The 23357-nt window shown below is 49.4% G+C and carries 18 protein-coding genes; 15 read left to right on the top strand and 3 right to left on the bottom strand.

The annotated features are described in order from the left end of the window. Positions 1 to 4: 4 nt before the first annotated feature. The 8 genes from AC1VOR_RS07025 to AC1VOR_RS07060 all read left to right on the top strand — a co-directional run bounded on the left by AC1VOR_RS07025 (position 5) and on the right by AC1VOR_RS07060 (position 11404). Complete coding sequence (locus AC1VOR_RS07025) at positions 5 to 718, top strand: GntR family transcriptional regulator (protein ID WP_482616784.1); 714 nt, start codon at positions 5 to 7, stop codon at positions 716 to 718. 263 nt (positions 719 to 981) lie between these two features. After that, on the top strand, positions 982 to 2001 hold the full coding sequence (locus AC1VOR_RS07030) for a glycoside hydrolase family 130 protein (RefSeq protein ID WP_482616786.1): 1020 nt from the start codon (positions 982 to 984) through the stop codon (positions 1999 to 2001). A gap of 358 nt (positions 2002 to 2359) precedes the next feature. Next, positions 2360 to 3676, top strand: coding sequence for an extracellular solute-binding protein (locus AC1VOR_RS07035; RefSeq protein WP_482616788.1), 1317 nt, complete (start codon positions 2360 to 2362; stop codon positions 3674 to 3676). Positions 3677 to 3785: 109 nt separating this feature from the next. After that, positions 3786 to 4661 carry a carbohydrate ABC transporter permease gene (locus tag AC1VOR_RS07040; RefSeq protein WP_482616790.1) on the top strand — a complete coding sequence of 292 codons (876 nt, stop codon included), beginning with the start codon at positions 3786 to 3788 and terminating at the stop codon, positions 4659 to 4661. Positions 4662 to 4678: 17 nt separating this feature from the next. Then, positions 4679 to 5509: a carbohydrate ABC transporter permease gene (locus tag AC1VOR_RS07045; protein ID WP_482616792.1), complete on the top strand. Its 831-nt coding sequence runs from the start codon at positions 4679 to 4681 to the stop codon at positions 5507 to 5509. Between the two features lie 97 nt (positions 5510 to 5606). Continuing rightward, positions 5607 to 7412, top strand: coding sequence for a sensor histidine kinase (locus tag AC1VOR_RS07050; protein WP_482616793.1), 1806 nt, complete (start codon positions 5607 to 5609; stop codon positions 7410 to 7412). Beyond that, the gene (locus AC1VOR_RS07055; RefSeq protein WP_482616795.1) at positions 7402 to 9060 is read left to right on the top strand and encodes a response regulator; all 1659 of its coding nucleotides are present in this window, start codon (positions 7402 to 7404) and stop codon (positions 9058 to 9060) included. Before AC1VOR_RS07050 ends, AC1VOR_RS07055 begins: the two co-directional genes overlap by 11 nt. Before the next feature lie 40 nt (positions 9061 to 9100). Then, positions 9101 to 11404: a glycoside hydrolase family 3 N-terminal domain-containing protein gene (locus AC1VOR_RS07060; protein ID WP_482616796.1), complete on the top strand. Its 2304-nt coding sequence runs from the start codon at positions 9101 to 9103 to the stop codon at positions 11402 to 11404. A gap of 35 nt (positions 11405 to 11439) precedes the next feature. On the opposite strand, the gene AC1VOR_RS07065 is transcribed toward AC1VOR_RS07060, so the two are convergent. The 3 genes from AC1VOR_RS07065 to AC1VOR_RS07075 form a co-directional block, all read right to left on the bottom strand. Continuing rightward, positions 11440 to 13305: a heavy metal translocating P-type ATPase gene (locus AC1VOR_RS07065; protein ID WP_482616798.1), complete on the bottom strand. Its 1866-nt coding sequence runs from the start codon at positions 13303 to 13305 to the stop codon at positions 11440 to 11442. Positions 13306 to 13323: 18 nt separating this feature from the next. Then, positions 13324 to 13539: a heavy-metal-associated domain-containing protein gene (locus AC1VOR_RS07070; protein ID WP_482616799.1), complete on the bottom strand. Its 216-nt coding sequence runs from the start codon at positions 13537 to 13539 to the stop codon at positions 13324 to 13326. A gap of 269 nt (positions 13540 to 13808) precedes the next feature. After that, complete coding sequence (locus tag AC1VOR_RS07075; RefSeq protein WP_482616801.1) at positions 13809 to 14726, bottom strand: ArsR/SmtB family transcription factor; 918 nt, start codon at positions 14724 to 14726, stop codon at positions 13809 to 13811. Positions 14727 to 15040: 314 nt separating this feature from the next. Between AC1VOR_RS07075 and arfA the strand changes: the two genes are divergently transcribed. The 7 genes from arfA to AC1VOR_RS07110 all read left to right on the top strand — a co-directional run bounded on the left by arfA (position 15041) and on the right by AC1VOR_RS07110 (position 23345). Further along, positions 15041 to 16567, top strand: a complete 1527-nt coding sequence (gene arfA, locus AC1VOR_RS07080) for an arabinosylfuranosidase ArfA (RefSeq protein WP_482616803.1) — start codon at positions 15041 to 15043, stop codon at positions 16565 to 16567. Between the two features lie 182 nt (positions 16568 to 16749). Continuing rightward, a complete protein-coding gene (locus AC1VOR_RS07085) occupies positions 16750 to 18081 on the top strand; it encodes an ABC transporter substrate-binding protein (protein ID WP_482616805.1) in 1332 nt (443 codons plus the stop codon). Positions 18082 to 18526: 445 nt separating this feature from the next. Beyond that, the gene (locus tag AC1VOR_RS07090; protein ID WP_482616807.1) at positions 18527 to 19420 is read left to right on the top strand and encodes a carbohydrate ABC transporter permease; all 894 of its coding nucleotides are present in this window, start codon (positions 18527 to 18529) and stop codon (positions 19418 to 19420) included. Between the two features lie 2 nt (positions 19421 to 19422). Continuing rightward, the gene (locus AC1VOR_RS07095) at positions 19423 to 20256 is read left to right on the top strand and encodes a carbohydrate ABC transporter permease (RefSeq protein ID WP_482616809.1); all 834 of its coding nucleotides are present in this window, start codon (positions 19423 to 19425) and stop codon (positions 20254 to 20256) included. 64 nt (positions 20257 to 20320) lie between these two features. After that, positions 20321 to 21574: an extracellular solute-binding protein gene (locus tag AC1VOR_RS07100; protein WP_482616811.1), complete on the top strand. Its 1254-nt coding sequence runs from the start codon at positions 20321 to 20323 to the stop codon at positions 21572 to 21574. A gap of 2 nt (positions 21575 to 21576) precedes the next feature. Next, the gene (locus tag AC1VOR_RS07105; protein WP_482617665.1) at positions 21577 to 22452 is read left to right on the top strand and encodes a carbohydrate ABC transporter permease; all 876 of its coding nucleotides are present in this window, start codon (positions 21577 to 21579) and stop codon (positions 22450 to 22452) included. Between the two features lie 47 nt (positions 22453 to 22499). Next, positions 22500 to 23345 carry a carbohydrate ABC transporter permease gene (locus AC1VOR_RS07110; RefSeq protein WP_482616812.1) on the top strand — a complete coding sequence of 282 codons (846 nt, stop codon included), beginning with the start codon at positions 22500 to 22502 and terminating at the stop codon, positions 23343 to 23345. Positions 23346 to 23357: the final 12 nt, after the last annotated feature.

Raw genomic sequence — 23357 nt, forward strand, 5'->3', positions numbered from 1 at the left:
GATCGTGAGTTTATCCCGCAAAGATAGACCGTTATATTTGCAGATTAAGAGCATTTTGAAGGAACGGATATTGTACGGCGTGTACCCGTTAGGTACAAATATTCCTTCTGAGCCCCAGTTGGAGCAGGAGTTCGAGGTGAGCAAGATCACCGTCCGCGGCGCGATTCAGGAGCTCGTTCAAGAGGGGCTTCTGGAGAAGGGTAGCGGCAAGGGGACCAAGGTCATCCGCAATAAAGCGGCCTCCAAATGGTCTAAGTGGAAGCACTTTACCGAGATTCTGGTTGAGGACGGCCACCGTATTCGGAAGGAATGGTTAAGTGCCACGATGGTTTGGACTGAAGAAGGCTCCGAGGCCTATCAGCTATTCGGAGAGCGCTGTATGAAGCTGGAACGGGTTTATTATCTTGGCGATGCTCCATACATTTACTATGATCATTACGTGATCCTGGCCGGAAAAGAGTGGGAGCTGAGCGATGTGCGCGAGTCGTCGCTGTATGAGCTGCTGGAGGAGCAGGGAATTTCTCCGGAGAAGTTGCGCGATGAATTCGCTGTGTCCATACCGCCCGATAAGGTGAAGGAGATTTTATGTCTTTCAGAGGCAACTCCTGTTCTGAAGAGGTCCCGCTATTCCCGGGATGCCCAGGGCCAGGTGGTCGAATACAGCATTGGTTATTACAACACGGAGCTGCAAAATTATGTCGTCGACTATGATGCGTAGGCCGTTCTTATTTGAGTAAAAGCGAAGGCTGTTCGGTCAGGGATAACCCTGTTTCCGAAGAGCCTTTTTCAATGTGTATCTTGCTTGAATTTACGCGTTGTGTCAGGCTTTTTTGCTTCATAAGACCCCGGTTGGTGGTGGTACAAAAAACCATCGGCAATATTCAGATGTTTTCTAAACTTTATGGGATATTTCATCCCGGAAGCCAAGGCTATAATAACATTAAAGAAGAAATAAAGGGCTTACATGAGGAGGCAGAAGAGATGAAAATTACAAGACATCCGGAGAACCCGATCGTGGTACCTGGTGGATATGAGTGGAGAATGGTGACCGTATTTAACCCGGCGGTGATTCTGGATAATGATAAATTCTATATGATCGAACGGACGGCGGGTTCATTGACCCCTTGCAAGAACTATCTGGGCCTGCTGGAGAGCGAGGACGGAGTGCATTTCACGCATGTGAAGGACGAGCCGATCGTGACCCCAGATATGCTGGGCTTCCCGTACGGAAGCGTACAGGACCCGCGTATCGTCAAGATTGACGATACGTATTACCTGAACTACGCGCTGCGTCCTTGCGCGATGAGCTACTACCCGACCGGCCGGGGCGTACCGGAACGTTCGATTCCGGAATATCCGGATGGCTGGGGAGAAGAGGAAGGACACTGGCTGACCCGCTCATCGATCCTGTCCTCGAAGAACCTGATCGATTGGGAGTTTGTCGCCGATACGACGCCGCTGGATATCAACGACCGGGATAACATCCTGTTCCCGGAGAAGATTAACGGGAAGTTCGTGCTGCTGCGCCGTCCGGAGGAATACATCGGTGAGAAGTACGGGACAGAGAAGGCGGCAATGTGGATCACGTACTCGGAAGACCTGATTCACTGGGAAGAGCCGAAGTTGCTGGCGAAGGCGGAGAATATGACGTGGGAATCGCGGAAGATCGGAGGATCAACCCCGCCGATCAAGACGGACCGGGGTTGGCTGGTCTTGTATCACGGGGTGGATGATGAGATCGTGTACCGGGTAGGTGCGCTGCTGCTGGATTTGGAGAATCCGGAGAAGGTAATTGCGCGGACGCATAACTTCATCATGGAGCCAGAGACGTATTATGAGAAGTTCGGCTATCAAATTCCCAACGTGGTATTCCCGACCGGGAATGTAGTGAAGGACGGCCTGCTGTATATCTACTACGGAGTGACCGATACCGCGATTGCGCTGGCCACCGTGCCAGTAGAAGAATTGGTCGATCATATTCTAAAAGATTCACAAGCTTAGAAGCGTAACATTTAACTAGTGAATTGCTAGTTGGCTGCACCTCTCATAGATAACCGCTATATAGCGGTTATCTAAAGAGCTAATATGCAAACGCTTACTGAAAGATAATGAAATAAAAGGGCAAGGGAGTAATAAATAATTCAAATTATTATGTAATAATATCTAACATATAAATCCTAAAATATGGGTTATTATGACGAAGTTATTTATATATTTCGGATATAATCGAAGTTTTATGGGATATAGTCGAATCGTTCCTGCTTTTATAATAGATAATATAACAGATAGAGACATATAAGAGATCATCATCTGTTATGGTGGTGGAGCGATTCCAAATCATATGAGAAGAGGGTTGATTATGAGTAAAAGAAACAGAACCAAAAAAGCGGTACTGCTTGGTTTGATTGCGGTACTGACCCTGTTCACCGCGGCTTGTGGCAATAATAACGCGGCGAGCAACAGCAACACCGGTGGATCGGGTGAGGGAGAAACAATCACCTTGAACATGATGCATCCTTGGACTTCGCCTAACGTGGATAACGAAGTGTACAAGGCACGAATTGCGGAATTTGAAAAGCAACATCCGAATATCGTAATCAAGCAGGACGGAGTTCCATCCGCACAGTACAAGACGAAGCTCCGGACACTGGCGGCAGCTAACAACTTGTCCGACATCAACGTTGTATGGCCGGGCGCCGATTTGGCACCGCTTGTAGCCGGCAGTCTGGTGGAGCCTATTAACCATATGATGGATAACTGGGGAACTATTTTGCCAGAAGCTGCGTTGAGCGGGTTCAACGTAGATGGACAACAATATGCCATCCCAACCAAGCAGAATTTCGTAGATATTATTTATTACAACAAAGAGATGTTTGCACAAGTGGGCTACGATCAGTTCCCGGAAACTTATGACCAATTCATTGATGCAGTAACCAAGCTGAAAGCGGCGGGAATTACCCCGATTTCACTGGGCAATAAAGAGCAATGGCCAATGCAATCCTCTTACATCTCTATTATTGGCGATCGTTTTACAGGCAGTGATTTCTTGCCGGCTGTTCTCGAAGGCAAGGCCAAATTCACCGATCCTGAATTTGTTAAGGCCCTAGGCGTTATTGATGAGCTGTCCAAGCTGGATGCTTTCAATACCGATGCCAATAACATGGACTCTGTACAGGGCCAGGATTATTTCATTCAAGGTAAAGCGGCGATGCATATTTCTTCCGCAACGGTAGATGGTCGTGTCCGCATTAATAACGAAGAAGGCGACAAATTCGGTATTGCCCTGTTCCCGAGCGTAGAGGGTGGCAAGGGTGATCCGAAGAAGAGTGCAGGCGTTCTCCAATACGGGATTGCCATCAAGAGTGGACTGGATGAGAAGAAACAACAAGCTGCCGAAGAATTCCTTAAATTTTTCGTCAACGAAGATTTGTACAAGGAACTGATCCGCAATGGCGTCGTTGTACCGGCCAAGGTTGAAATTCCTGAGGATGCCAGCCCATATCTGAAAGAAATGCTGGCTCTGACCGGCAATGGCACTTCCCCGGTATTCGATAGCTTGATCCCGACTCAAGTGGTTGATGTCCTGCAAAATGGACTGCAAGCCCTGATGGTGGGACGTACAACGCCGGAGAAATTGGCTGCGGACGTACAGGAAGCACTGGACAACATGAATTAATTAAGGTAATTCAACGTTTCAAAATCGATGTTTGCTAGAAAACCCGACTCCGGGTTTTCTTCATTCATCGGGTGTGAAGCAAGGCTTCGACATAAAGGAGGAACCTGACATGCAAACGCTGCGTGGAACGAAGCTGGCGATATTTATCGGCTTGCTGCCAGCATTGATCATTTACCTGGGGATCGCGATCGTTCCCATCGGCTTGTCATTATACTATTCATTAATGGATTGGAATGGCATCGGAGCCATGGATTTCGTTGGACTCAAGAACTATACAAGAATTTTGACCGACGATATCTTCTGGTTATCCGTCAAGAATAACGTGATTATCATGATTACCGGTCTGGTGGGGCAGATTCCCCTTGGCCTGCTGCTTGCGCTCCTGCTCAACCGGGGAATCAAGGGCTCGGGATTTTTCCGCACCGTAGGGTTTATGCCGGTAGTTATTTCATCGGTCATGGTGTCTCTCATTTGGGGCATGATCTACAATACAGAATATGGTATGCTGAATAACCTGCTGGGCATGTTTGGACTGGAGAGCTGGCAGCAGAATTGGCTTGGTAATGACCGCTTGTCCATGCTGTCAATTAGTATCGCGTACATTTGGCAAAACTGCGGTTTGTATATGGTTATCTTCCTGGCGGCGCTGCAAAATATTCCTGATGAGGTGAATGAGGCCGCCGAACTGGACGGGGCTACCGGCTTCAAGCGCACCTTCCGCATTACGATTCCGATGATTCGCAGCACCTTGATGGTCGGTGTCGTGTATAGCATCAGTAACTCCTTCCGGGTATTTGACCTGATTCAGATTTTGACGGGGGGAGGTCCGGCGCATCAGACGGAGGTCATGACCATTCATATGTACAACAGTGCCTTTATGAACATGCGCTACGGCTATGGTAGTGCGGTGTCCATTCTGATCCTGCTGTTCAGCCTGGTCGTCATCTCGCTAATCAATCGCTTGGGTAGAGAAAAAGATGCTTAAGGAAGGAGGGAATTGCCATGAATAAGAAGTCACTTGGTTTTCGCATATTTGCATACACATTTCTAAGTCTATTGGCTATTATAAATATAGTTCCGCTATTCTGGATGGTGGTGAACTCCTTCAAGACGGAACAGGAATATGCAGCCAATCCGTTCTCGTTGCCGGAGACTCTGCAATTCTCCAACTATACGGAAGCCTGGAAGATCGCGAACATGAACGTGTATTTTCTGAACAGTTTATTTGTAACTTTCGCATCTCTGATTGTGACCGTGCTTCTTGGGGCGCTTGCCTCCTATTTTCTTTCACGTTTTCAGTTTAAGCTTCGTGGATTGACGTATGGGGTATTCCTGCTTGGCATGTTGGTACCGATTCATGCTACGCTGATTCCTATCTTCTTGATTATGCAGAAGCTACATTTTCTGGATACTCATTTATCACTGATTTTGCCGTATACGGCATTTCATCTGTCATTAACGATCATTATTCTGGAGGGCTTCATGCGAGGATTCCCGAAGGATCTCGAAGAATCGGGCGTGATGGATGGCGCCGGTATCTTCCGGATATTCTGGTCAATTATTTTGCCAATAACGAGACCGGCGATGGCGACCGTCGTCATCCTCAATTTCATATATAACTGGAATGAATACTTGTTTGCCCTGGTGCTGATCAGTTCCTCCGAGTTGAAGACATTACCACTTGGGCTGGCTAACTTCGTTGGCATTGAAACGGCAAGTATGACTCTGCAAATGTCCGCACTGACGATGGCACTGATTCCAATCGTTATTTTCTACCTGTTGCTGCAAAAACAACTGGTTGCCGGTATGACGGCGGGAGCGGTAAAAGGATAACATTTAACAAAAACCGGCTGTAAGCCGTCCTTGCAAAGAATTTGCGGACGGCGGACAGGCGGTCAATTTGCATCAAAGACCAGGCGGAGGCGACAGCATGATGGCAGGTTATAGAAGAGTTCTTGGCAGCTTTGGCCTAAAGCGTAAAGCACTTGTTATTTTCCTGCTGTTCATCATTTTGCCGACCATTGGGGTCGGTGTCGTTGTCCAGTATCAGTTTAATGTTGTGCTGAGGGATCAGTTCATCAATTCCACCAAACGCAATCTGGACAATGTGGTCAATCAACTTAGCGAGCAAACCAAGATGGTTGAGGATATTGCTAACTATTTGATATTAAATCCGGATATGCGCAACTTCCTCAGGTCAGCTCCACCGCTGACGAGTGAACAGCAGGCTAACCTCAAGCGCAATATCGAGGACTTCCTTACTTTTCAATTGATGTCTAAGGGATATATCCGGGCGATTGAAGTTACGGGCTTTAATGGCAGCTTTATTGAGATGGGCGAGCCGTTTAGCGGGGATGAACGGAGATGGCAGCAGGAGGCGAAGGAACGTAAGGGCGGGATTGTTTGGACCGAGGGATACCCGCTCCAGAGTGGCTGGAACGGAGAAGTTCGTGTATTGTCTATGTTTCGGGTACTTAATTCCTATAGCCAGATTACAAGACCGCTGGGCCGGTTAATCATTCGTTTGGATGAGGCGAGTGTGGTGAATTCACTGGAGAAAGGGATATTCAAGGAAGGAACGGGGAGCGTATTCATTGTCGGTCCCCAGGGACAAGTTATTCTCGGCTCGACGAATCAGATGCCGGAGGAATTTAAGCCGGACCGTTCCTTACTGGATAAGCTGCCTTCCGGTCGGGGCGACTTGACCTATGAGGTGAACCATGTCCGTTATCTGACGGTTTACGATCAGATGGAGAATACGGAATGGAAGGTGATTGCGATGATTCCGGAAGCCGAGGTGGCGGAGGAATTTCGCGGAGTCAAGCTGATCATGCTATTTATCTTGGGGGCTATCCTGTTGCTGGGCTTAACCGCCTTGATCGGATTCCATTACACCATTATCCGTCCTATTCTACGATTGAAGAAGGAAACGAACAAGGTGGCTTACGGGGATTTTAATGCCCGGGTGCCGGTTAATTCCAAGGATGAGATCTCTGAGCTCAACCGGAAATTCAACGAGATGGTGCATACCATTCAGCAGTTGATCGAGCATAAATACAAGCTGGAGCTACGTGAACGCGAGTCGGAGCTCAAGCTGATGCAGAACCAGATGGACCCGCATTTCCTCTATAATACATTGGATATGATTCGCTGGACCGCACGTTTGGAGAAGGCGACCCAATCGAGCCAATTGATTGAAATGCTGTCCAAATTCTTTCGCTCCAGCGTGGGTACGGGCAGCTATGAAACAACTTTGCGTAAGGAATTGGAATTTGCCCGCTCCTATCTGTATTTGCAGCAACGCAGATTGGGGGACAAGCGGTTAAGATATGCACTGTATATACAGGCGGGAATCGAAGAAGCAGTTACTCTCAAAGCAACGATTCAGCCGTTGGTAGAGAACTTCATTAAGCACGGGTTACACCGTAATCATTTGGTGAACGAAGTAGTGGTCCGATGTTATACCGAAGAGAATGAGATATGGGTTGACGTGATTGATAACGGGAGAGGGATGAGTTCGGACCGGGCAGAGGAAATTCGCACGGCTCTGGAGCCGCGGCAGACGAGCGTGGGCAGAGAAGGGGCCATGAACAACATCCATGAGCGACTCTCCATTTTCTTCGGATCGGATTATGGGCTGCAAATTGTGGAGACAACGGACAAGGGGACATGGATTCGTCTCCGCTTCCCTTACGCCGAGACCAGTCATTCGGGAGGTGAACCACATGAGTCCTGATTTTGGGGCAGACTTGACATTCGTGGGCGAGGACAAACGTATAAAAATGCTCATTGTTGATGATGAGGCGGTGATTCGCGAAGGTTTGCGCTATACTATTGATTGGGCCGAGTTAGGCGTTGAAGTTGTGGGAGAGGCCCATGACGGCAGAGAGGCACTACGGCTGGTAGAACAGCATGGTGTGAACCTGGTGCTTTCGGATATTCGTATGGAAGGCATGGATGGTCTGGAGCTTGCGGAGCAACTTCGGTTGCATCATCCTCATGTGCAGGTTGTCATGATTAGTGGCTATGAGGATTTTAGCTATGCGCGTCAAGCCATTCGTTTGGGCGTCAACGATTATTTGCTTAAGCCGGTAGATATTGAGGAATTGACTACGGTCGTGGGCAAGATTGTTGAGCATATCCACCAAGTGGACAAAGAGGGAGCGATACAGGACATTCAGCTCTGGCTGTCGGGCCTGGCCCGCCATGGCCTATCTTATGGGCAAGAGCCGCCTGCATCGCTGCGCGGCGTTCAATTTCGGATACTGACCACTCAACTTGCTGAATTCCATCAGTGTTACGCTAATGTGAAGGGCGAATCTTATGAGCAGGTGCAGCGGGCGTGGCTGGAGGGCTTGCAGCGTCATCTGGAGCGTCAAGCCATTCGGGCGGTTTCTGTATTTGATCATGAGAATCTACTAATTACATTGCTGGCGGCAGAGAAGGAATGGGAACTCCGCGAATGGGACGAGTTGCTGGAGCGGGCGGTGGCATCGCTGTCTCCGGCTGAAGAGGGACGCATCTATGGTGGTGCTTCGCGAATTTATGTGCAACTGGAGGAGACCGCCGAGCGCTGTACAGAGGCTATTCGTCTGCTAGGGCTGCATGTACTTGGTCAAGACCAGGTACTGATAGCGGGGCGCTACGATGAGATCATGAGGGAGCGGAAGCTTCCAAGCCTGGATATTTCAGATACGGTGCAACATCTGGTTGCCGCGTTGTTCAAGCAGGATCGTCAGGAGGTACAGACCATCGTTGCCGGAATGTTTCGCTTCTTCCGGGACTCAGGCTACCTATTGCCGGAAATATGGAAGATTTACGAGGAGGCTTTTGCCCTGCTTCGTCAACGCTTGCGTCAAAGTGGGATGACAGGGCTTGATTATGGTCATCCCGGACAGCCGGACCCGAATATTTATAATTCCTATGCCGGCCTGGAGGCTGTGGTCATGGAGGACATGCAGGCCTTGCAGCAGTTGATTGACAAGACCGGGATGGACAAATCCTATTGGGTTGTCGAGAAGGCCAAGAAATTTATCGTCGATCATTACCGTACGGACCTGAAGGCTTCTGAAGTTGCTGCCTGGTTGAAGATTACGCCAAGTTATTTTAGTTATATTTTCAAGCAAAGCACAGGCAGAGGATTTACGGAGTATATGAACGAAATGAGAATTGAACAGGCTAAAGACCTGCTGGCTACGACCCATGACAAGGTGTTCGAGATTGCTGATAAAGTTGGCTATAAGGAATACAAGTATTTCGTTTCCGTCTTTAAGCTGCACACAGGCATGACTCCGAAGGAGTATCGAGGGCTGCGAGTTGGCAAGGATACGGCTTTGGAAGGTACGGAAATGCAAGAACGTCATTTGTCATCAGAAGACAAATGAATCACCGCGTAAAGTATCGACATACGGGAGGAAACAGCACATGGAGAAATACAAACAATCATCTGCTCCTTTGGAGGAGCGGATTGCAGATTTGCTGGAACGCATGACGATTGCAGAAAAGGTAGGACAGCTTAACCAACGGATGTATGGTTGGGATGCCTATGTTCGTCAAGGTGAACACTTCGAATTGACGGACGCATTCAAGGACGAGGTGGCCCGTGGGGGCGGGATGGGAGCCTTGTACGGCTTGTTCCGCAGCGATCCTTGGTCAGGAGTCAACTATACCAACGGTTTTACGGCCAAGGAGAGTGCCAAGGCGGCAAATGCGGTGCAGCGATATGTGCTTGAACATACAAGGCTGGGTATTCCTGTGCTGTTAACCGAGGAGTGTCCACATGGACACCAGGCGCTGGATGGAACCTTGCTGCCCGTCAATCTGGGCGCAGGCGCGACCTGGAATCCGGAATTGATGAAACAGGCTTATGGCATGATGGCCGCAGAAATTCGCAGCCGCGGTGCACATATCGGTCTGGTATCTGCGCTTGATATGCTGCAAGAGCCTCGTTGGGGCCGTTCGGAGGAATGCTTCAGCGAAGACCCTTATCTGGCTTCGCAGTTTGCCGAAGCCGCGGTGCGCGGTATGCAAGGAGACGATCCACAGCATTTGGCCGGGACGGATAAGCTGGCAGTAGTCCTGAAGCATCTATGTGCTCAAGGGGCCGCCCAGGGAGGCCGTAATGCGGGGCCGGCTGCTATCGGACAGCGTGAGCTGCGGGAGATCCATCTTCCTGCTGCAAGGGCCGGGGCTTTGGCTGGCGCTGCGGGCTTTATGGCCGCCTACAATGAGATTGATGGCGTGCCTTGCCACGCTAACCCGGATTTGCTGACGGGCATTCTGCGTGACGAATGGGGATTTGATGGCATTGTCATGGCCGATGGTCAGGCTGTGGATCGCCTCTTGACGTTGACTGGCAGCTACGAGGGTGCGGCGGCGCTGGCCTTGAAGTCCGGCGTGGACCTCAGCCTGTGGGATACGGCCTTCTCTACGCTGGAAGAGGCGGTGAAGCAGGGCTTAGTCAAGGAAGCGGATCTCGACCGTGCTGTGGCACGTGTCTTGCGCCTTAAATTCCGGTTGGGTCTGTTCGACCAGCCGTATGTTGACGAGTCTGGCTCGGCGGCAAGAAGACCGGAATATCAGGCGGTCAACCTGCAAATCGCCAGAGAATCGCTGGTATTGCTTAAGAATGAAGCCAGCTTGCTGCCGCTCTCTTCTTCACCTCGCCGCATTGCCGTCATTGGCCCTAATGCGGATCGTCTGTACAACCAACTGGGCGACTACACCAGCGTACAGCCTGAGGGGAGTGGAACGACGGTGCTGCAAGGCATTCGTTCATTAGCTCCGCAGGGCACAGAAATCGTACATGCACTGGGCTGCGGCATTCGCGATCTCTCTACATCGGGCATTGCCGAAGCGGTGGAAGCGGCGAAGGGAGCTGACGTTGCTGTATTGGTACTAGGCGGAAGCAGTGCCCGCCAGTTCGGCGGCGACTTCGACAGCAACGGGGCAGCGATCCTCTCGGAAGGGAGTCCTTCGGAGATGGATTGTGGCGAAGGCGTGGACCTGGCCGACTTATCGCTTGGCGGCGTTCAACGCGAGTTGGCCGCAGCGGTAGCCGCTACCGGTACGCCGGTTGTCGCTGTCATTATTCAGGGTCGGCCGCATGCGCTAACCGACATTGAGGAGCTTTGCGGGGCTATCCTCTGTGCCTGGTATCCAGGTACGGAGGGGGGACGGGCAGTGGCCGAAGTTCTGTTCGGACAAGAGCAGCCAAGTGGCAAGCTGCCAGTCTCGTTGCCACGTTCTTCGGCACAATTGCCGGTTTACTACAACCAGAAGACGCCATCGCGGCCACGTGTATACGTCGATATGCCGTCGGCGGCATTGTATCCATTTGGCTTCGGCTTGAGCTACACAGATTTTGCCTATACGAATCTGTCCTTGTCTCGTACCGCGATATCTGCGGGAGAGCTGGAGGGCGATGAAGCAGTAACCGTCCGCGTAGAAGTGAAGAATACCGGCGCGGTGACTGGTACGGAAACGGCCCAGTTGTATATTCAGGCTACTGAGTCCGGGATTACCCGGCGGTTTGCTGAACTGAAGGGCTTCGCCAAAGTGACGCTTGAGCCAGGGGAACAACAAACGATAGAGTTTACCTTGGGCCGGGAGGAACTGGGGATTTGGAACCGGGAGATGAACTTTGCGGCTGAGCCATGCAAGGTAAGCGTGCAGGTCGGCGGGAACAGCCGGGATACCATATCTATAGAATTGAACGTAACAGCTTAAGAAATAGACAAACGCGAGAACCTGGAGCAGCAGCTTCAAGTCTCGCGTTTGTTCGTTGTTCGCCCATATCGGGATAACCGCATGGCGTTCAGGATGACAAGAAGCACTGAACCTTCATGAACCAGCATGCCTAGGGACATATCCACGGTCTGGAGCAGGACGCCTGTGAGGAGCAGGCCTACTACCAGCAGGGCGAAGGAGATATTTTGCTTGATATTACGTGCAGCAGCACGGCTTAGACCCACGGCATAGGATAACTTGTCAATTTCTCCGCCCATCAGTACCACATCCGCTGTTTCCATTGCAACATCCTTGCCTGCACCACCGATCGCGATGCCTAAATCGGCTGAAGCCAGCGCGGGAGCATCATTTACTCCATCGCCCACCATGGCGATGGAACCGTGTCGGTGAGCCAAGCGCTTCAGAATATGCACCTTATCCTCCGGGAGTAGCTCGCTATAGCAGGCATCAAGTCCTGTCGTCCTCGCTATGGTTTGAGCTGCCCGCGCGTTATCCCCGGTTAGCATGGTCATATTGGAAATTCCCTGTGCCCTCAGCCCGGTAACCAGCTTGGCAGCCCCGGACCGAACCGTATCTGCTATTGAAATCATCCCCAGTATTCCGGCCTCCGTTCCTACCATGACTACGGTCTGGCCTTGTTGCTCTTCGCTTTGCAAATAAGCTTCATATTTTTCCATAGTCCAGCCCCTACGGGCAAAGAGCTTGCGGTTGCCTACGTAATAAATGCGTCCTTGGTAGAGAAAAGAGATTCCTTGGCCTGTAATCATGCGAACTTGCTCGGCCATCCCCTGGATTGGACCGCCATTCCTATGTTTGGCTTCGGCCACGATGGCTGCAGCAAGCGGATGCTCCGAATAGGCCTCGCCAATAGCTGTATAACGTAGCAAGGTGAGCTCGTCGATACCGTAAGCGGTGACTTTGGTGACTGTGGGCTTACCCTCAGTGAGGGTTCCTGTCTTGTCAAAGGCGATGGCACGTACGGCTCCCAGCTTCTCCATGACTTCTCCACCCTTGAACAAAATCCCGTGCTTCGCCCCGTTTCCAATGCCAGCGACGATAGAGATCGGAGTTGAGATAACCAAGGCTCCGGGACAAGAAATGACCAGGATGGTGAGTGCCAAGTGAACATCTCTGGTTAAGATCAGAAGAAGGGCGGCAAGCAGCATGATAGCGGGGGTGTAGTAGCGAGCAAAGGCTTCGAGAAATTTTTGCGCTTTGGCCTTATTGTCCTGTGCTTCCTCTACCAGGTGCATAATCCGGGCGAAGGTTGTATTGTCCCCGACACGCTCTGCTGAGACCAGCAGATATCCTGATTCAATGATTGTACCTGAGAATACTGACTCTCCGTTCTTACGGCTAAGCGGAAGTGCTTCTCCAGTAATCGCAGCTTGATTTACATAGGCGTTTCCTTCTATCACGGTACCGTCCACCGGAACCTTCTCTCCAGGCTTGACGATGACCACCTCGCCCAAGTTGACTTCTTCGGGAGAGACTATGATCTCACCTTCATCCCGTTGGACTCTTGCAATATCAGGAGCCAAGTCCATCAAAGCGCGAATGGAAAAGCGTGTTTTCTCCAATGTACGGGCTTCCAGATAATTGCCCAGCGTGAACAAGAAGGTGACGGCAGCCGCCTCCCAATACTCCCCGATGGCTATTGCCCCAATCACTGCAAGGGTAACGAGGGTATCGATGCCAATGATGCGATAGCGAAGGGCGGCTATAGCCTTTTTGAAAATGGAGGCCCCGGCTACAACACTTGTCATCAACATCAATACAATAGTGACAGGTTCATTCCCCAACCATTTCATCAAAATGAAGGAGATGGTAATCAGTAAGGCGGAAATTTGTACAGTCTGCTTCTGGCTCCATTTCAACACCAAAATTCCCCCTCTCCTTTACATTCCGGACAAGACCCGGTAGCCCAGCTTTTCGATCTTCGTTCCAATTTCGCTAGAGGATACGATGTCCCCATCAAATTCAACCCGCACCCTCGAAGTATTGAATCGGACCTCTGCCCGCTTAATGCCCTTTGTCTTGCTCAGCATGCCTTCGATTTTGTTGATGCAGCTTGGGCAAGATACTGTTTCTAATTGGAACGTCATATGACTCATTGTGAAACCCTCCCTGTTTGGTTTATGTGTTCAGTTTACCGCTGGAAGTGGAGAACAGCTTTGATATAAATCAAGCTTTATCTAGAAGTGCGTGTTCGTCCAGCCGAATTCAAGATTCGATGTCGAGTTTACTTCCAGAACTGCTTCGTGATCAAAAGATACTTTTTGAACAACCTCTAGAAGCTAGGGATTGTCCCCCGAACGTAAAAAAAGAAGCCCTTCATAACCACTTATAAAAGTGGAAACGAAGAACTTCTTCATGCTTACGATTACGTCTGATGCACGTCGTACAGGACCCGTGCCAGTAAATCCTGGCTATAGTTGCCGAAGTTGCGGCCAAAGATCGTTAACCCACGTTTGTTGGTTGGCTTATCGGTCACGGCAATACGGAAGGTAAGCTCACTCTTGTAATCCAGATTAATCTGGTCAAGGGTGACATCGGAAATACGACAGCCGTCGATAAAGCTGCCTTCCCGATTGATTCGGATCAGCTTCAGCATTCCGTATTGATTCAGATGAGGTGGCCACCACTCTGGATTGAAGGTACCTCGAATGTCTCCGAAGTCGCCCGGACTGGTCCAGAAGCCGATCTCTACCCCATTTAGGTAAAAGTAAATATCGGAGGGATAATTGTCGCAAAAGCCGGGGGCTTCCGAGCCTAGCTCCATGGAGAACTGGATTTCCCGGAATGATTGGTTGGGCTTGAGATAGTTGGGAATACGATATTCCAGAAAGCCTTCGGAGAGCCAGATAATCTCCGAATCAATACGCTGCGGGTCAGCAAAATACCGGGGATCGTCGAAATCGCCGATAATGCTGTCTTTGGTTGCCAGGCCGCAGGTGGGAATAACCTGATAATTGCTGTAATGACCAACCTGAATTTCCACCTCATAAAGATTCTCCACATCCTTGCTACGCAGATCAACCATCAGTTTATCCTTGTTGAGGTAGCAGATTTTTTGGATACCATGTTTGCCAACCGAAGTGTTGATCTCGATAAGTCCACTTTCCTCCAGCTTACGGATATGCATTGTAATGGCTCCATTGCTCAAGTTCAGCCGGGTCGCCAGATCGTTCAGATTCAGAGATTGGTTGTCCGCGAGTAATTGGAGAATTTGAATTCTGATTTCGGAACTTAGTGCCTTGAAAATATCAATGCCGCTCATAAGCTCTTTAATATAAATCATTTTATAGTCAACCCTCTTCCGATAGGAGATCGTAAATCTAATTCGCTTTATTTTAGGTTATTATAAACTAACTGAGCCGTTTAATAAAGAAACAAATCAAAAGCCTTATATTAATAGGCATATTTGATAGCACGGCTTATATATTATACAAAATAGTCTTCACAATAGAACGCTTAATAGGTTTATTAAAGTTTAAAAAGATTTAGGTTTATATATTTACAACGATATCTCCTTATGCTATTTTATACCTGTAAACGGATTCATTTAACAATATTCAAATCATTTAACATTTTACTAAACGGAAGGTGATCTATTTGTCAGCAGCATCCAAAGCAAAAATGGTGATCGACAAAGCCTTTAGAATTGCAGAAGTGGATAAGCGAATTTATGGGTCCTTCATTGAACATTTAGGCCGTGCAGTATACGGGGGGATTTATGAGCCTTCCCATCCCGAGGCGGATAAGCTTGGGTTTCGGAACGACGTAAAGGAACTCGTCAAGGAGTTGAACGTTCCAATCATTCGGTATCCGGGAGGCAACTTTGTATCCGGTTATAACTGGGAAGACGGGGTTGGCCCTGTTGAAGAGCGTCCGAGACGCCTGGAGCTGGCGTGGAGAACAGTCGAGCCGAATTGGGTCGGCACCAATGAATTCGCTGCCTGGGCCAAGGAGGTAGGCTCCGAGGTCATGATGGCGGTGAACCTGGGTACACGGGGCGTTGATGACGCGAGAAATCTGCTGGAATACTGTAATCATCCGGGGGGGAGCTATTGGAGTGATCTTCGCCGTAGCCATGGTTACGAGCAACCCCATGGAATCAAAACGTGGTGTCTGGGTAACGAGATGGATGGACCGTGGCAGGTGGGGCAGAAGACGCCGCAAGAATATGGAAGATTGGCCTATGAGACGGCCAAGGCCATGCGGCTACTTGACCCCAATATTGAGCTAGTATCCTGTGGCAGCTCCAGTTCCTCGATGCCAACCTTCCCTGATTGGGAGGCGGTTACTCTGGATCATACCTATGAAGTTGCGGACTATATCTCTTTACACCAATACTATGGCAACCGTGACCATGATTCCGCCAACTATTTGGCGAGATCGATGGATATGGACCATTTTATCCGGACAGTTATTGCGACCTGTGACTATGTGAAGGCCAAGAAGAGAAGCAAGAAGACGATGTATCTCAGCTTTGATGAATGGAACGTCTGGTATCACTCTAATCATGCCGATAGCCAGATTGAGCCTTGGGGCGTAGCACCACCGCAGCTTGAGGATATCTACAATTTCGAGGACGCCCTGCTGGTGGGCAGTATGCTGATTACGTTCCTCCGTCATGCCGACCGGGTGAAGATGGCTTGTATGGCCCAGTTGGTTAATGTCATTGCTCCGATTATGACAGAGAACGGGGGACGTTCCTGGAAGCAAACGATCTTCTATCCCTATATGCATGTATCAACTTATGGGCGGGGGGTTGCGCTGCAGCCCGTTGTCGATTCACCAGTATACGATGCCCAGGACTACACTGACGTTCCTTATCTGGATAGTGCGGTCGTCTACAATGAAGCGGAGGGAGAACTGACGATCTTCGCTGTTAACCGGCATTTGCAGGAAAGTCTGGAACTGGACTGTGACATTCGCGGCTTCGAGGGATATCGTGTAGCAGAACATATCGTGCTGGAGCATGAGGATTTAAAAGCCGTTAATACGGTGGATCAAGAACAGGTACGACCGCATGGCGGTGGCGATGCGAAATGTGATGGTGGCTATGTCAAAGCCCGGTTGGGTAAGGCTTCCTGGAACGTAATCCGGCTGACCCAAGCTTCCGAAGTTGACGTGTAGCTTCGCCCTCCAGTCCCTAGTTTCATCGGGGCCCAAACCGACACTATCAGACAGAACTGCACGAGCTTCACACAAACAGGCGGACGCTTTCTTCACTGGATAAGTAATGATGTTTTTCACAGAAGTGAGAGGAACCAACTGTAGATAGAAGTGTGGAATTTCAAATGTCAGGGAGGGTCTTTATGAAAAGTAAAGGTTTGGTGTTACTCATTATCTTGTCTATGGTCACCTTCTTATGGGGCTGCGGTAAATCAACGCCAGCAGCAGGAGGGGAGACCTCGGTGCTGGACGGAGGGGCGGGGGAAAGTGCGACCGAGTTGTCCTATTGGACCTTTGTTGAACTGCATGGCCAGCATTTCGAGAAAATGCTGGAGAAATGGAATGAGGCCAATCCGGATCGCCAGATTAAGCTGAACGTCACGGTAATGCCATATGACGACATGCATAACAAGCTGTCCATCGCGGTGCAGACGGGGGTAGGAGCTCCGGATATTGCTGATATTGAGCTTGGCAAATACCCTGACTTCATGCAGGGCACGCCGCAGCTAGAGTCGCTGAATGACGTGGCTGAGCCTTATCAAGGAACCGTCGTTCAGTCGCAGTTGGACCTTTACAGCAAGGAAGGAACTCTCTATGGACTTTCCACCCATGTTGGGGCAACTGTCGCTTTCTACAATACAGAGGTTCTGGAAGAGGCCGGAGTAGATTACAAGACCATCGTCACCTGGGAGGACTTCAAGCAGGCCGGAATTCAGGTTTATGAGAAGACAGGCAAGACCATGGGGACGGCGGATACCAGTGCGACCTGGCAATCCTCCATGCTGCTGGCGCAGCAAGGGGCCGACTTTACGGATGATGCGGGTAACCCTCAGGTGAACTCGGAGGCTCTGGTCAAAGGCCTCTCGATACTAAAGGATTTGCAGGACAATAACGTGATTACGACGATTGCCGGAGGGCAGCCGGATACCGAGGAAGCTTACGGGGAATATAATTCGGGCAATTTCGTCAGCGCGTTTATGCCATTATGGCAAATGTCTCGCTATACCAACTACATGAAGGATTTGTCCGGGAAAATTGCGATTGCTCCCTTGCCTGTGATGGAAGAAGGCATGCCTCGATCTTACGGTGGTGGCGGGACGGCGACAGTGGTGTCCAAGACAGCCAAGGATGTGCAGTTAGCGAAGGAGTTCATCGCGTATGCCAAGCTATCCCTGGATGCCAATATCGAGATTTGGAATACGCTCGGCTTCGATCCCATTAATATGGATGTGTGGGATATGAACGATGTCACGCATAATGCAGACAATCAATTCGTGCAGTATTTCGTTAACAATCCATTTGATGTGCTTAACGAGATTAAGGATGAGATTCAATTAATCAAATCGGTCTCGGCTTCGCCAACGATTAATAATGTCTTATGTACGGTGACGCTGAACGAGATTTTTGAGGATGGCAAGGATGTCAAGCAGGCCTTGGAGGATGCCCAAGCCCAGATTGAGCAGGAGTTGAAATAGCATATAAAAGAGGTAGTTCAAAAAGTCATCTTCCCAGGACGGAGCTACTCGAGGGAGGGGTTCAGCATCGAATCTTGAATTCACCCGGGACTTCCGTTGCTCACGTACCTACTACGTACGCTCCGCTACTCAGTCCCTAGCTTCATTCAACCTTCTCGGTCCTGAAAACCTAACTTTTTGAACACTCATTTGAAAGGTAGTTCAAAAAGTCATCTTCCCAGGACGAAGCTACTCAAGGGAGGGGGTCGACATCGAATCTTGAATTCACCCGGGACTTCCGTTGCTCACGTACCCATGCTTCCGAAGTCGTTTTCTCCAAAAACGTGTAGCTCCGCTACTCAGTCCCTGGCTTTATTCTGAAAACCTGACTTTTTGAACATGCACTAAAAGGTAAGATTGACGAGCTACTCTGCGAAGAGTAGCTCGTTTAGAAGGGAGTAGGGCGATGGTTAAGAGATTTCTGTACTCACAGAAGGTTGCCCCTTATGTGTTCGTCGTTCCGTTCGTGCTGGTCTTCCTTGTGTTCTGGGTCTACCCGCTGGGCAGCTCCGCCCTGATGAGCTTCCAGAAGGTAACGCTGGGGCAGGAAGCAGCCTGGGTGGGTCTGGATAACTACGATAAGTTAATGGGCGATGGTATTTTCCTCAAGGCTGTCATCAATAGTGCGATTTATATGGTGTTGACTTTAGCAATCCTCATTCCATTCCCCATGCTATTTGCCGTTTTAATCAATCATAAATTTATGTGGGCCAGGGAGTTTTTTAAATCCTCGTTTTTCTTTCCTGCCCTAACCTCAGTTGTAGTTGCCGGGACGATCTTCCGGTTAATGTTCGGTGAAATGGAGGGCTCACTGATCAACAGTGTCCTGGGCTGGTTCGGCATCGAGCCGCTCAAATTCTTAAAAGGGCAAGTGACGGGATTTATCGCCTTGCTGGCCTTGGCCACCTGGAGATGGACCGGTGTGAACATGCTCTATTTCCTGGCGGGCCTGAAGAACATTCCCGAGGAGTATTATGAAGCCGCTTCCATTGATGGAGCGTCCCCCTTTCAACGTTTTGCCAGAATTACAATGCCTCTGCTTAAACCAACAACGATTTATGTGCTTACCATTAGTATTTATGCCGGGCTGGCTATGTTTATTGAGAGCATGATGTTATGGAACGGCAACAACTCGCCCAAAAATATCGGTCTCACCATTGTAGGCTACCTGTACCGGCAAGGGATCGAGAAGAACAACCTTGGTTACGCCGCAGCGGTTGGTATTGTCCTGCTTGTGATTACCATGGTCATTAACCTGACTCAGTTGGCCTTTACCGGCATGTTCAAGAAGGAGGATTAGTCATGAGAAAAGGACTGCCACTTCGAATTCTGTTGTTCCTGTTCTTTGCCGTGTTGTGTGTCTTGATCTTGATTCCCTTCTATGCTGTTGCGCTGGCTTCCTTTAAGCCTGGAGAGGATCTGATACGTTATGGCTTGAACCTGCGTCTCGACGGGTCGGTCATGAGCTTCGATAATTTTATCTACTTGTTTACCGGTACTCATTCTTATTTCGTCTGGTTCTTTAACTCACTGCTGCTAACGGTAGTGCAGGTCGTACTAACCCTCCTCGTTAGTGCCACCGTAGCTTATGGATTTTCGGCTTATGAATTTCGAGGGAAAAATGCTCTCTTCGTTTGTGTGCTGCTCATTATGATGGTCCCCTTCGAAATTTTGCTGCTGCCTTTATATACACTCACCCATAACCTGGGGCTTATGAATTCCTATTCTGCCATTGTGTTGCCTGGGATAGCCAGCGCAGCTACGATATTTTTCTTCCGCCAGTATTTGCGAGGAGTGCCCAAGGAGATCATTGCGGCGGGGCGAGTAGATGGTGCCCATGAATATGCCATTTATGTTCGTCTGATTCTGCCGATTATGAAGCCTTCCTTTGCAGCCATGGCAATCCTCAACGGGATGAATAGCTGGAATAATTTCCTCTGGCCGTTCATGGTGCTGAGTGATGCCAATAAATACACATTGCCTATCGGCTTGAAAACCTTGCTTACGCCTTACGGAAATAACTACGATCTGCTGATTGTCGGTTCCTTTTTTTCCATTATTCCTATCTTCCTGTTATTTGTGGCCTTTCAGAAATACTTTATCGACGGGATGACGGCCGGAGCAGTCAAAGGCTAACGTATCAGGCGGTGCTGCTCCGCCTATCCATACACATTCCTAAATTGCAATAGGGGGTAAGACGATGAAAGCAAAGAAAATGGCAATGATTATGGTTGTACTTCTACTTGGCAGCATGACGATATTGGCAGGCTGCGGAAGTGGATCGGACAAGAATACCATTACCTTCTGGACACCTCTGACCGGTGATGATGGCGCTTATATGGATCAATTGGTCAAGGATTACAACGCGACCGAACCGGAGTTTAAGATCAAACATGTCATTACCGCGGATATGTATACCAAAATCTCCACCGTACTGAACTCGGGCAAGGGCGTGCCTGATTTGGCTATCATTCATGCCGATCGTGTCCCTGGCTTTGTCAAGCAAGGAGTGTTGGAGCCTATGGGGGCAGCCATATCGGCACAGCCGGAGATCACCGAAGAGAATTATCTGCCACAGGCCTGGGCAACGGGGAATATCGAGGGTACGCAATATACCGTTCCCCTTGATATTCATAGCAACACGATGTACTACAACAAGGACCTGCTTAAGCAGTACGGAGTGGAGTCATTTCTGGACGATGATATAGTCACAATCGAGGAAATGCTGTCCCTTCAAGGCAAGATGGAGCCGGATCAATACGTGGTTAACGATGCCTTGCTTGGCTGGGTCATCATGGCACAGATTCAGAACCTGGGCGGGGATATTCAGGAGAATGGCAAGCCGGCGGTCAATACCCCGGTCATGAAGCAGGCCTTCGAGGAAGTGAAGAAAATTGCCGATGCGGGGTTAATGACTCCCTTTGGTGAGGACGGATATCTAATGTTCCAGGCTGGCAATGTGCTGTTCTCTACCGACGGGACATGGAGTTCAACGGCTCATGCGGCGGTGGAAGGCTTGAACTTTGGCGTTACTAACATTTATTCGGCAACACCGGATAAATATACAAACCGGGCTTCATCCCATTTATTTGCGATGTTAAAGAATGATCATCGTACGGATGAGAAAGAGGCGGGGGTTGGTGCCTTCCTGGAATTTATCCGTGAGAATTCGCTGGAATGGGCCAAGGCGGGGCAAATTGTTGCCAGTAAGCAGGTCATTGAAAGTCCCGAATATGATCAATTTATGCAATCTTTCTTTACCTCGAACGAAAAGGAAGTAAAATCGCTCTACATTTACACCTATGAATATTACCCTTATGTGGCGGAAGCAGTGGATACGTATTGTGCCGACATTGTGCGCGGTAATGTGGACCTGGATGAGACACTGGCAACGATGCAGAAATTTGTGGAAGACAAGATTGCAGAGAGCAGTGGCGCGGCAGGAACCCCGTGATGATGAACAAGAAATCCATTGCACCTTTTATCTTTGTCGGCCCTCATCTAATCTTGTTCCTGATCTTTATCCTGATTCCAACCATTTATGGGATTTATGCTTCATTCACACAATGGAATCTGATGAATGATCCTGTCTGGGTAGGAATGGCCAACTACAAAACGATCCTGTTCGATGAAAGCTCCACCTTCCACAACCAATTCGTGAACGGAATAAGCAACACCTTGATTTTTGTTGGCATTAGCGTTCCCTTGCTGATCGTCATCCCGCTTTCCGTAGCGGTTGCGCTGGAGCATAAGAAGGTTCGCTTGAAGGGCTTCATCCAAGCTCTGTTATATATTCCCGGCTTGATCTCCATTTCGGCTGCGGCTTTGATCTGGCTGTTGATCTTCAACAAGCAACTCGGGATTACGGGCAATCTGTTCCACTCTCAGGCGGCCTGGCCAGCGACGCAGCCTTATGCATGGATTATTATCTTTGTCATCACGGTGTGGGGTGGCGTAGGCGGGAATATGATCATCTACCGGGCTTCCATCGCCGGGGTGTCCAAAGATTTGTATGAAGCAGCCGAGATGGATGGGGCCGGGGCCGGCCGAAAGTTTATAAGCATCACGCTGCCGTCCATCCGGTTCCCGCTAATCTTCACCTTTGTTATGACTACGGCGGGAGCATTTAACGTATTTGGCCAACCTCTGATGATGACGGACGGAGGGCCAAGGCAAACCACTCATGTCTTGATGATGTATATTCGCCAGTTGGCATTTGGCCACGGTGAATCTATAGCCGGCATGGCTTCAGCGATGGCGGTGCTGCTGGGATTGGTCATTTTGGTCATATCGGCATTGCAATATTATGTGATGAACCGGAATGCTCATTAACGAGGGACCGCTATGGGATTATGGAGACCGAGAGGTAGGGTAGGCAGATGTTGAAAAGAATAAGCATTTCCAAATATATCGCGTATTTATATCTGATTATACTGTGCGTCATATGGGTCATCCCCGTGCTATTCGGAATTTCGACCTCGTTCCGCTCTCAAGCAGAGGTGGTATCCACAGGCTTCCGACTATTTCCAGTGAATTGGATTCTGGATAATTATGTAACAATTTTGGAGAACACCTCGACAGCCCCGATCTTGCGGTGGCTAAGTAATTCTGTGTTTATTGCGGTGATGCACACCTTCCTGGTGCTCGTCATCATCTCCGTGACCGGGTATGGTTATTCGCGGATGAAATTTAAAGGAAGGGACACCTTGTTTTTTACGCTGCTTGGCATTTCCTTTTTCCCAGGGGTCGTCAACATCATTCCCTCTTACAAAATCATTGATGTTCTCGGCTGGGTGAACACGGCTTGGGCGATGATTATTCCTGGCTTGGCCGGTATGGGCAACATCTTCCTGGTCAGACAATTCCTGAGGGGAATTCCGACGGAACTGGATGAATCGGCCCGGGTTGACGGGGCAGGAGATTTTCGCATTTATTTCTGGGTCATCTTGCCCCTGATCAAGCCGATTCTTATCGTATGCGGGCTGTTCTCGTTCGTGGGCTCGTGGAATGATTTTCTCTGGCCTGTCATTGTGTATACGGACGTGGACAAAATGCCGATTACCGCAGGGCTGTTGCTGCTCCAGGATATCTACGGGAATTACCGTATGATCGGACAACTAATGGGATCGGCCATGCTAGCAATTATTCCTACACTTTTACTGTTTATTTTTGCACAGAAATACTTCATTCAATCCATCAACCTGAATTCAGGAATCAAGGGATAAGTGAACTTGCAC

It is taken from the genome of Paenibacillus sp. 1SOY10 (assembly GCF_056836745.1).